Source organism: Geomicrobium sediminis (genome assembly GCF_016908595.1).
GTDB classification, from domain to species: Bacteria; Bacillota; Bacilli; order Bacillales; family Marinococcaceae; genus Geomicrobium_A; species Geomicrobium_A sediminis.
In genome coordinates this window covers 271,346-281,348 of record NZ_JAFBEC010000005.1, presented here as the reverse complement: position 1 = coordinate 281,348, position 10,003 = coordinate 271,346, and the positions used below count along the sequence as shown (strand labels likewise).

Genomic DNA, 10,003 nt, shown 5'->3' with positions numbered 1-10,003 from the left:
ATTAGATTAGACATAAACTAAGTTAGAAGTCATTAATCGTGCTTAGTTATATGTCTACTTATAATTAAAAGAAAATCCTATAATATATGGATTTTTAGAGTTATTATTTATTAGTGGTAATGTTAATTAAGTCATTGATCTTCAGCAATCGGGCGCAATCCTGCAATAAGGATTGCGCTTTTTGTGAATGGGAAGATTGTGATTTAAATCGGCTACTGAGAGGATATGATTGAGGAAGGTCGAAAGGTTTATAAGGTCATAAATGCTATAGGGGATGAAATGTTATGGTTGATGCGAAAGCAGTCCTATTAAATCAGTTATTAGCAAATGCAAATGATCGAAGCTGGTATGTTTCTTTTAAAGAAGTTGTAGAAGGGATCAATGACGACGATGCATTTTGGAAGCCTGACACTGAAAGTCATAGTATTGCAGAAATCATCCAGCATCTTATTTATTGGAATGAGGTGTGGCAAAAACGATATATTCAGTCTAACTTCAATGCTATACAGTCATTAGAGGATAATGCAGACAGTTTTATCGTCTCTAAAGAGAAAAAATTTGGAGAACTTAAAGATCAGCTATTAGATGTGCTGTTGCAATGGCAAGCACTAATCACAAAAGAAGATACGTTAGAATCAACCGTGGCTGGATTTCCTGTAGAAGCTGAGTGGTGGGCCCTGATTGGTAATGCTGCGACCCATAATGCGTATCATATTGGCCAAATTGCTTATATAAGAAAAATGAAAAAGCATTCTTATACATGAAATAAAGTGGTCGCGTTAATCTAAGCACTTTATGCCATTATCGGGTGTGCGCTTTAATTTATGAAGAAATAAGTTTGCGTGTAGTTACCTCTAGTACTTTCAAGGAAACGTAGAATGATAATCCCGCAAAAAAGTAGAGAAAAATTCCCCAGTCTATAGGGGAGTTATTGAAGAAAAAGCATTAAGCCACTAGACCGCTAGCAATGGAGTAATTCACCCATCGAATTCCTTTATTTATATGTTCGATAACGAATGAAGCAGGTACAGCTAGAAAGTATGGGGGTGCAACAATGAAGCTGAAATTGTCATCAATCATTGTTTTTTCAATTTTGTCTTCTATTACTCTGGTATTTCTTTTTAACGCCTCAAATTTGAGGGATATTACATGGAGAAGCTTTATTGTTGCCTCTATAATCATGGCAATTACTCCTGGCCCAAATCAAATTTTATCATTAAGGAATAGCTATACTCACGGTATAAAAGTGGCAATAAGTGCTGTGAGTGGTCGATTTAGTGCTTTTCTGATAATGGTTACAGCTGTGGCTTTAGGTTTAGGAACAGTATTAACAGCATCATCAGCCTTCTTTCAGATTGTAAAATGGATCGGTGTTGTATACTTAATTTATCTAGGAATACAAATGCTTTGCAAAAGTGATCCGATAAAATATGATGAGGAAATTACATCCGTAAAAAAGGCGATTAAACAAGAATTTATTGTGGCAATGTCTAACCCTAAGGCCTATATATTGTTTGCAGTATTTTTACCTCAGTTTATTAGTGTTCAAGCTAACAATATTCCTGTATTGATTTTCATTACAGGTATTGCTTATATCTTTATTGAATTTGTCTGTGCCTGGATTTATGCTCTTTCTGGCTGGTTACTCTCAAAGAATAGAAGCTCTTTCAATAAAGATAAACGAGTGAATCAATTATCAGGATTGACGATGATCGGATTAGGAACTTGGCTTGCGACAGAAAGACCACCAAAATGATTAATTTCGTAAAAGAGCGCTAACTCGTAATAATAAGGATTGCACCCATCTTCGTGAATTGGATCATGATTCTTAATAAGAGCTTTTTAAATTGTAGAGGCAAATTAGAGTAAATGTGAATGGTTAAATATTTTCCTGAAAGATAATCTTCCAGATAATATGGCTTAACTTCAACTCCTTTATATAGAATGAAAAATGAATTTCTTGATTCGGAGAAGATACAATTACGACCTGCATGAATAATTGAGTTCTTAAAACGAACATCAATGTTGGAACGTAAGTCGGTGACGCCTGCGTAAGAAGGAGCGAGTCGAGACCCCGCAAGGCGAAAAGCCTGAGAAGGTTCGGCCGCTACTACGCGGCATAGAAGACACGGTGACTGTGAAGCAGGAGCCGATGTTGCCCTTGTGCCAGGGGTGCAAGCATCCGTCTGCAGTGAAAATCATGGGATAAGGGGATAATCTTTAGTTCAACTTATTTAGATGAGCATACATTCAACGATCGACCGAGATGAAGGCATAATTATTTGTTTTTACTCTTATTGGTCCATCTTGCAATTGACTGAATAACTAGAATAACTGCTATGTACAAATGTTGTATACAAAGTAGGTTCTCATTTTCATCATGAAGTAACTTAACAGAAAAGCGTCTTCTATTAACCACATCAAACCCACCAAAGAAGCAGGTACTTGGAGGGTACCTGCTTCTTTGGTGGGTTTATTATTACATATGTTGATGGTGTCTTCCAATCGGAACGACGAGTGGGGTCTTTGATACTGGATCTAGAATCACTTCGCTTTTCATATCAAAGATCTCTTCCACACGTGTACTCGTAATCACATCGGTTGGTGTCCCTTCTGCTATAAGCTGACCAGAGCGTAATGCGAATATATAATCCGCATAACGAGCAGTTAGGTTAATGTCATGTAACACCATCACGATCGTTGTTCCGTACTTTTTATTCAGGTCGGTCAAGAGATCAAGGATCTCGACTTGATACGTAATGTCGAGATACGTTGTTGGTTCATCGAGAAAGAGGATGTCCGTTTGTTGAGTAAGTGCCATAGCAATCCAGACTCGTTGACGTTGCCCGCCAGACAACTCATCAATATTTCGATTTGCAAGTTCTGTAATTTGCATCATATCCATCGCTTCAGCAACTGCGGCATAATCTTCTTTTGACCACCCTTTAAAAAACGATTGATGAGGGTAACGTCCTCTGCCGACAAGGTCTGTTACCGTAATCCCTTCGGGGACAATCGGAGATTGCGGCAGTAAGCCTAACAATTTCGCGAGTTTTTTAGATGGCATTTGGTGAATGGACTTCCCATCTAATGTAACCGCTCCTGTGTCTGGTTTTAACAGTCTGGCCATCGTTTTTAACAAAGTGGATTTCCCACACGCATTTGCACCGATAATTACGTTGATCTTATGACTCGGAATTGCAATACTTACGTTGTTTAGAATCGTCTTCTGATCGTAGCCTGCGACAATTTCTTCTGCTTGAAAATCATGCTTCGGTTTTATCATAAACTTCCCCTTCGGTTCATGCGAATCAATAAATATAGCAAGAATGGCGCACCAAGAATTCCCGTAATAATCCCAACTGGAAAGCGTACGTCAAATGCAAATTGACCAATCAAGTCAGCGGCAAGAACTAAATTCGCACCCACAAGTCCAGCGGGCAGAACATTTGAATACCCGACGCCAGCGATCCGTTTCGCAATTGGACCTGCCAAGAAAGCAACGAAAGCAATTGGTCCTGTAACAGATGTGGCAAACGCAATCATGCATACGGAACTAACGATAAGTAGAACGCGCGTTAGGTCCGTTCGAAGCCCTAGTGAAATTGCTGCTTGTTCACCGAGTTCTAACAATTGAAGGTGTCGTCCTAAGAAGATAATGATCGGCAAGAAAATCACGACTACAAGGACGAGTGGAGCAAGACTATTCATCTGTACACCGTTAAGGCTTCCGCTTAGCCAGCGAAGAGCAGAAGGAAGATCTTGATGACCCCCAACCATAAGTAAATAAGAGATAACCGCACTTAACATCGCTTGAATCCCAATTCCGACTAGAATGAGTCGACCGATGGAAAACGAGCCACTTCGTGAAAGAAAATAAATAACAATAACGGTAAGTAATCCTGCGATTACAGCACTAAACGATGTAACGGTTTGGCTCGTTTGCAAGATTAAAATACAAAATAGTGCAGCAACACTTGATCCCGCTGTAATACCAAGGATTTCAGGGTTCGCCAGCGGGTTACGTAACATCGTTTGGAACGTGTTACCGGCAATGCCAAATGCAATTCCAGCAAGTAACCCAGCGAGCATTCGTGGTAAACGAATGTTGTTTACAGCGAATGATACGCCTTCAACAGTTTCACCAGTAAGAGCCCGAAATACATCAGCAGGATGGTGAAACGTATTCCCGAGCAACAACATGGCAACACAAAGAATCATAGCTGTAATGATTAATAAAAGGTTAACGAGTAACCAGCGACGTTGTCTTTTTTGACGACCGCGTTTAATTGTAATAAGAGAATTTGTAGTCATAGTGAACGCACTTTCAATTTAATCGCTAAGTAGATTAGTAATGGAGCTCCAATTAGAGCGGTAACGACGCCAACTTCAAGCTCGCCAGGACTTCCGATTACACGACCAACAACGTCAGCAAACGTTAAAACCACCGCACCAGCAATGGCGGCCATCGGGATGACAATACGTAAATCGGGGCCGAGCAATAAACGAACAAGGTGGGTGGCAAGTAACCCAATAAAGCCAATGGGACCGGCTAGGGCCGTTGCGACTGCGCATAACACAACACCTGCAAACGCAGAGAAAATGCGCAACGTTGTGAGCTGAACACCTTGACTCTTTGCCACGTCATCACCGAGTGCAAGCGCATTTAACGCAGGTGCAGTACAGATTGCTAGTATGACGCCAACTATAAGAAACGGCAAAAACGTAAGAATTGCATTCCAGCTTGCGGATCCTAGGCTTCCTACTTGCCAGAAACGGAATTGATCCATTACATCGGTTCGAGGAATTAATACGGCGCTTACGAGCGATGACAGAGCGGCACTTGTGGCTGCACCGGCTAAGACAAGCTTTAAAGGTGTTGCACCAGTCCGTCCAAGAGATCCAATCGCATAAACGAAGATGGCAGTTAGCATCGCTCCTACAATCGCAAACCAAATGTATTCACTGGCAGTGCTTATATTAAAAAAGGCTAAGCCACTAACAACAAATAGTGCAGCACCCGTATTGACGCCTAAAATACTAGGATCAGCAATTGGATTGCGAGTGATCGCCTGCATAAGTGCACCAGACACGCCGAGTGCAGCACCACAAAAGAGAGCAAAAACCGTACGGGGAATGCGTTCGCGAACGACGCTTGCCCCGTACGAATCTTGTTTAGGATAAAAGAGCCCAGTCATCAGTTCATTCCAAGTCACGAAACGAGAACCAAAGGCAAGGGAGAGAGCACTGACGATGATCAGCAATACAACGGAAATTACAATCGTTTTCGTTAACCTTTTTGGAACAAATACGTGATTTTCTTGCGATGAAATACGGGAATTACTCATCAACTTTTTCGACTGCGTCTCCAAGAAGTTCTACATATTCTTCAATCGTGTATTCAATTGAAAGTGGATTCGGAGTACCAGCGGCAGCGAGTGGTGTTGCATTGCCGACCATCACGACAGACCCTCGTTCAATGGCAGGAATTTGACCGAGTCTTGAATCGGCTTTTACAGCTTCATACAAGTCTTCATCGCCATAACCGATAATAATGTCAGCATCATTTAGCACGTCGGCATTTTCTGCACTTAAACTAAGGTAAAATTCATCTTTATTTTCAATCATCGCTTCAACTTCGTCAGGTGTATTTAAGCCTAATTCCTCTTTTAAGAATGAAACACGCGTATCAGCAGGTGTATATAAGTGTAGGTTCGATAGATCATCTGCAGAGAAGTTTACCCAAACGACACTTTTTCCCTTAATTTCTGGATAATCTTCAAGAGCGTCATCAATGGTTGCTTCTGTATCTTCAATCAATTGCTCGCCTTCGGCTTTCATTCCCATTCCTTCAGCGTTCATGAGCACTTGCTCTCGCCAAGGTGTTGTCCAAGGCGTGGTAGGGTAAGCAACGACCGGAGCAATTTGCGTAAGTAAGTCATAATCCTCCTGTGTAATACCAGAATAACTTGCAAGAATTACATCAGGGTTGGAGTCAGAGATCGCTTCAAAGTCTAAGCCATCCGTATCTTGATAAATATTCGGATCGGTAACACCGAGTTCATCGAGCTGGTCTTTCGTCCACGGCAGAAGACCACTGTCGTCTTGAACGCCATAGTTTGCGGCTGAGAAGCCAACTGGCTCAACCCCTAATGCGAGGGCAATGTCTTGATTTCCCCATTGAACTGTAGCAACTCGTTCAGGTTTTTCGTCCAAAACCGTTTCTCCAAAGGCATGCTCAATGACAATTTGTTCATCAGAGCTTTCTTCAGGTGTAGCAGCTTCTTCTCCTTCATCATCAGATGTTGTTGCAGAAGTCGTATCGCTCGATTCATCGGAACATGCGACTAAAGCAAGTGAGAGTAAAGCGGATGAAAATAAAAGATGAGAACGTTTCATACTAATCGAAACCCCTTTGTGTATGTAATTGCGAATGACAGCAATGAATTCGAAAATGATAATCATTCTCAGCCAGTGTATAGCGACTGATAACGATTGTCAATTAAATTTTTTCACTATTGTTAAAAGGTTGTCATGGTTAATAAGGTTGTAAGTTAGCAATTGAAATCCTGGATACCATATCACTGAAGCACTCTAGGAGGAAGTGAGCGATAAAACATTCGTTATTAAAAAGCATGAAAAAAAAAGAAAAGAAATAAATTGAACGGTTATGAAAATGCAAATTAAAAACGCCAAATTGTGCTTTGGCGTTAAGTAAAGGTCATTTGAGAAATGGCGATGCCGATCAGTGCACCGATGAATGCGAGTCCGAAGTAAAGCATGTATTTTTTCTTAATGAATACCACCACCATCTAGCAATCGTAAGAGGCGTTCAGCCTTTAGAGTCTGCAGATTGCTTACCGTTAAATGAAACGAAGAAGACGATTAAACCAACGATGAACGCAGCGAGGGCTAACCAAGCTAGCGTATTGGAGACTGGTATGACATCAAGGAAACCTAAAACAGCAATCACTGGCATTGCCGTAATACTTAAGAGCACAGTGCGATATCTTGAATGCCTCATTCCTTTTTTAAAATTACTCATCTGTACACCTCCGAAATGTAGATGAAACGTAAGAGAAAATCCCATTAATCAAGGGTGAACGATTCTTCGAATTCTTCACCTTCAACAGTTAACCAATGAATATCGACCTCAATCGGTTGATCAGGGGTTTGCATACACCTTGAGCATTCGCTTCCGGATGTAAACGTCTCGCTTCCATGTAAGGAGGCGCCACTAACCGTAACACCCGTATTTGAGTCAAAACTAAATTCTTCAACTTCTTCGGGATCCTCTAAATACTTGAAAGTAATGGTACTGGTTTCTTCCGCATCAACCGTTTGATCCGCTTGAAATTCCACTTCCCAAGACTACCCTTCATCACTCTTCTGTAAAATTTGAGAACAGCCAGCCAAAAGTGCAACGACGACGAATGAACAGACAAAACGTTTTTGCAAGTACGATCCTCCCGATTAGGACCTCTTATATTGAATAATAAGAATTGTTAAAAGGCGTTCCTGCTTTATAGTTCGTAGTACCCTTATTCCATTAATTGGAGAAAAATAAACGTAGAAACGTAACAGAGTAAAGACCTCTATGTGAATCTTTTTTTATCAATGACTAGTCAGAAAGTGCAAGGTCATGAAGCAGATGGGTGCTGATATTGTTGAAGAAGTAAACCATGCGACTGGAGATTATGATATTGTTCCGTATCAAACGACTCATAATACCGGTGGTACGATTATAGGGGCATCTAGTGATACATCCGTTGTTTGTTGCAGGAGCGTCTACGTTTTCACATAATGGCGGAAATAACCCGACGGTTGCAGCGCTTGCTTACCGAGCAGCAGAAGGCATTCTTGATTATATTGATGACCCTAGACTATTAGTTGAAGACGATCACTAAGGAGGGAATGAGTATGAGTCCATTAAACATCGGAATTCCGAGTTTGATTCTTATTCTACTATTAGCATTGTTGATCTTTGGGCCGAAGAAGTTACCAGAAATCGGTGGAGCGTTTGGGCAAACGATTTCAAAATTTAAGAAGACGACGAACAAGTTAATGGATGATGAAGAGCCTAAGTCTGAACAGAACGTTCCGAAAGATGCTCAAGTTACGACGATTGCTCATGATGATCAAAAGAAAGATTAATTGCTGAGAACTTTGTTCTCAGCTTTTCCTCGTATTTAGCATGAAATTAAAGAAGATAAGTATAGACAGATGGATGGAGTATCGCTATATTTAATAGTTGGGGTTCCTGTTCAATCTATTATATTTTCATAGCATGTAAACGATATTAACTTTTTTCGTTTGAACGAATACATACAACTAATTTAAGGGGCAAGTCACAATAGTCTACTTAAGAAACGATACGAGTCGAACATAAGCATCGGTCATAAACACGGTTGATTAAATGAAAGTGGATTGAACCTTAATGGATGCTCATGCTGAAGGGAATCTATCAAAAAACGCTCGTAATGATTAACATAGGAAAGCGAGGTGAAACTGTTACTAGTAACAGTTTCAAAGCGAAGAATGTCTCTCGGAGTTACGAAAGAGGCTTTTTACGCGTTATTAGTAACAGGTCTGTTGCCATGAGTGGAACTACAACTGAGGAAATGGATCGACAGCCAACATTGGATCATATCTCCGTGTTACGAGGAGCTGTCATTCGAACACTCATCATTTTTTCATTACTTTTTATTACCATGTTTATATTGTTGAGATTTTACATGGATATCTTAGTCGGTGACTTTGAGCTCGTTATGCTCGGTCCGCTAGATGCCATTAAATTGTATTTTTATTTGTCTGGAATACTTAGTGTTGGTTTATCACTGCCATACATCGTTTTTGAAGCATGGCGATTTGTTAAACCTGCGTTAAGTGACCGTGAGTCTAAACTGATGTTCAACTACATACCTGCTGTATTTCTTTGCTTCGTCTTAGGACTCTCGTTTGGTTATTTTGTCATCCATCCGATTGCGTTTATGTTCTTTATTGAGCTAGGTGAAATGCATTTTAACATGATGATCACAGCGTCTGAGTACTTTTCATTTCTCATGATGACGACGATCCCAATAGGTTTTGTTTTTCAATTGCCGTTAATCATTATGGCTTTAACGTCTTTAGGTATTGTTGAACCAGAGACCTTTGCAAAATCAAGAAAATATGCGTACTTCTTTCTCTTAGTCATTTCAACGTTAATTACACCACCAGATTTCTTTACACCATTTCTTGTGGTAATTCCGTTTATTATCTTGTACGAAGTCGGAATATACGTATCGAAAAAGGTAATTAAGAGAAAAGCAAGCAAAGAAGCAAACAAGGAAGAAAGCACAGAGGCATAAGCGAAAAAGCCAGAATCGACAAACCATCGATTCTGGCTTTTTTAATAAGACTTACTGCCCTGTTTGGCATACACTAACTACGCTAGATATAAAATCGTGAGATGTTGAGAAATACTCGCTTTACTTATCGTTAATTGATCTTTCATCATCACATGAGCTCTTTGAAATAAATGATGAACAGATGTACCGTATACGTGACGGTAACAACAAAGACGATCGTAGGAAAAGCAAGTGAGTACTGAACTTTTTTCTGAAGAACATAACGGACGAGAAGAAGGCAGACAAACGTTAGGAGAAAAGGGGTTAGATAAAAGATCCATACGTGATAGGGTGTAACGAACAACGAAGAGAGCAAGGTGCTACATGTTGCTAACCAAAGGCTTATGAAGAGCAACATAACATGGAAGTTGCGAGTCCTCAGCTCTTCAAGCACATCGGATTCTGGCATGTGCCGACGGAAATAAGAGTTGAACGTTAAAAAGGACATGATGAGTGCAACGCTTAAGGCGATGACGAGTTGAAATGGCGTTAACGAACCTGCAAACCCTAAGGCGAGGAGAAACACGCCGGATACAACACTAAGTAACAATAAGACGATGAGGTAAGAAGCAATAAGTAACATAAATTCTCCTTATTGAGCAAGGTTGGTAAGG

General features: G+C 40.4%; 11 protein-coding genes and 1 pseudogene. 5 read left to right on the top strand and 7 right to left on the bottom strand.

Going from position 1 to position 10,003, the window contains the following annotated elements:
* The first annotated feature begins 284 nt into the window (after positions 1–284).
* Positions 285–764, top strand: a complete 480-nt coding sequence (locus JOD17_RS10470; protein ID WP_204697571.1) for a DinB family protein — start codon at positions 285–287, stop codon at positions 762–764.
* A 290-nt stretch (positions 765–1,054) separates the two neighbouring features.
* Positions 1,055–1,756: a LysE family translocator gene (locus JOD17_RS10465; protein ID WP_204697570.1), complete on the top strand. Its 702-nt coding sequence runs from the start codon at positions 1,055–1,057 to the stop codon at positions 1,754–1,756.
* A gap of 723 nt (positions 1,757–2,479) precedes the next feature.
* On the opposite strand, the gene JOD17_RS10460 is transcribed toward JOD17_RS10465, so the two are convergent.
* The 6 genes from JOD17_RS10460 to JOD17_RS10435 form a co-directional block, all read right to left on the bottom strand.
* Positions 2,480–3,283 carry an ATP-binding cassette domain-containing protein gene (locus tag JOD17_RS10460; protein ID WP_204697592.1) on the bottom strand — a complete coding sequence of 268 codons (804 nt, stop codon included), beginning with the start codon at positions 3,281–3,283 and terminating at the stop codon, positions 2,480–2,482.
* Positions 3,283–4,314, bottom strand: coding sequence for a FecCD family ABC transporter permease (locus tag JOD17_RS10455; protein ID WP_204697569.1), 1,032 nt, complete (start codon positions 4,312–4,314; stop codon positions 3,283–3,285). Before JOD17_RS10455 ends, JOD17_RS10460 begins: the two co-directional genes overlap by 1 nt.
* Positions 4,311–5,348 (bottom strand): FecCD family ABC transporter permease, encoded by a 1,038-nt coding sequence (locus JOD17_RS10450; protein WP_204697568.1) that lies wholly within the window; start codon positions 5,346–5,348, stop codon positions 4,311–4,313. The genes JOD17_RS10455 and JOD17_RS10450 overlap by 4 nt, the downstream gene beginning before the upstream one ends.
* Complete coding sequence (locus tag JOD17_RS10445; RefSeq protein WP_204697567.1) at positions 5,341–6,399, bottom strand: iron-siderophore ABC transporter substrate-binding protein; 1,059 nt, start codon at positions 6,397–6,399, stop codon at positions 5,341–5,343. The genes JOD17_RS10450 and JOD17_RS10445 overlap by 8 nt, the downstream gene beginning before the upstream one ends.
* Positions 6,400–6,832: 433 nt before the next feature.
* The gene (locus tag JOD17_RS10440; protein WP_204697566.1) at positions 6,833–7,045 is read right to left on the bottom strand and encodes a hypothetical protein; all 213 of its coding nucleotides are present in this window, start codon (positions 7,043–7,045) and stop codon (positions 6,833–6,835) included.
* Positions 7,046–7,089: 44 nt separating this feature from the next.
* Positions 7,090–7,362, bottom strand: coding sequence for a hypothetical protein (locus tag JOD17_RS10435; protein ID WP_204697565.1), 273 nt, complete (start codon positions 7,360–7,362; stop codon positions 7,090–7,092).
* A 268-nt stretch (positions 7,363–7,630) separates the two neighbouring features.
* Between JOD17_RS10435 and JOD17_RS10430 the strand changes: the two are divergent.
* The 3 genes and pseudogenes from JOD17_RS10430 to tatC form a co-directional block, all read left to right on the top strand.
* Positions 7,631–7,907 (top strand): annotated as a pseudogene (locus tag JOD17_RS10430) (GMC family oxidoreductase); the annotation flags it as partial.
* 13 nt (positions 7,908–7,920) lie between these two features.
* Positions 7,921–8,154, top strand: coding sequence for a twin-arginine translocase TatA/TatE family subunit (tatA, locus tag JOD17_RS10425; RefSeq protein WP_204697564.1), 234 nt, complete (start codon positions 7,921–7,923; stop codon positions 8,152–8,154).
* A gap of 443 nt (positions 8,155–8,597) precedes the next feature.
* Positions 8,598–9,350, top strand: coding sequence for a twin-arginine translocase subunit TatC (tatC, locus tag JOD17_RS10420; RefSeq protein WP_204697562.1), 753 nt, complete (start codon positions 8,598–8,600; stop codon positions 9,348–9,350).
* 148 nt (positions 9,351–9,498) lie between these two features.
* Here tatC and JOD17_RS10415 read toward each other — a convergent pair whose 3' ends face one another.
* The gene (locus JOD17_RS10415) at positions 9,499–9,972 is read right to left on the bottom strand and encodes a hypothetical protein (protein WP_204697560.1); all 474 of its coding nucleotides are present in this window, start codon (positions 9,970–9,972) and stop codon (positions 9,499–9,501) included.
* Positions 9,973–10,003 lie beyond the last annotated feature (31 nt).

Coding starts and splice junctions, on each gene's coding strand:
- JOD17_RS10415 (WP_204697560.1), bottom strand. CDS start 9,972: ATGTTACTTATTGCTTCTTACCTCATCGTCTTATTGTTACTTAGTGTT.
- JOD17_RS10450 (WP_204697568.1), bottom strand. CDS start 5,348: ATGAGTAATTCCCGTATTTCATCGCAAGAAAATCACGTATTTGTTCCA.
- JOD17_RS10455 (WP_204697569.1), bottom strand. CDS start 4,314: ATGACTACAAATTCTCTTATTACAATTAAACGCGGTCGTCAAAAAAGA.
- tatC (WP_204697562.1), top strand. CDS start 8,598: ATGAGTGGAACTACAACTGAGGAAATGGATCGACAGCCAACATTGGAT.
- tatA (WP_204697564.1), top strand. CDS start 7,921: ATGAGTCCATTAAACATCGGAATTCCGAGTTTGATTCTTATTCTACTA.
- JOD17_RS10440 (WP_204697566.1), bottom strand. CDS start 7,045: ATGAGTAATTTTAAAAAAGGAATGAGGCATTCAAGATATCGCACTGTG.
- JOD17_RS10470 (WP_204697571.1), top strand. CDS start 285: ATGGTTGATGCGAAAGCAGTCCTATTAAATCAGTTATTAGCAAATGCA.
- JOD17_RS10445 (WP_204697567.1), bottom strand. CDS start 6,399: ATGAAACGTTCTCATCTTTTATTTTCATCCGCTTTACTCTCACTTGCT.
- JOD17_RS10465 (WP_204697570.1), top strand. CDS start 1,055: ATGAAGCTGAAATTGTCATCAATCATTGTTTTTTCAATTTTGTCTTCT.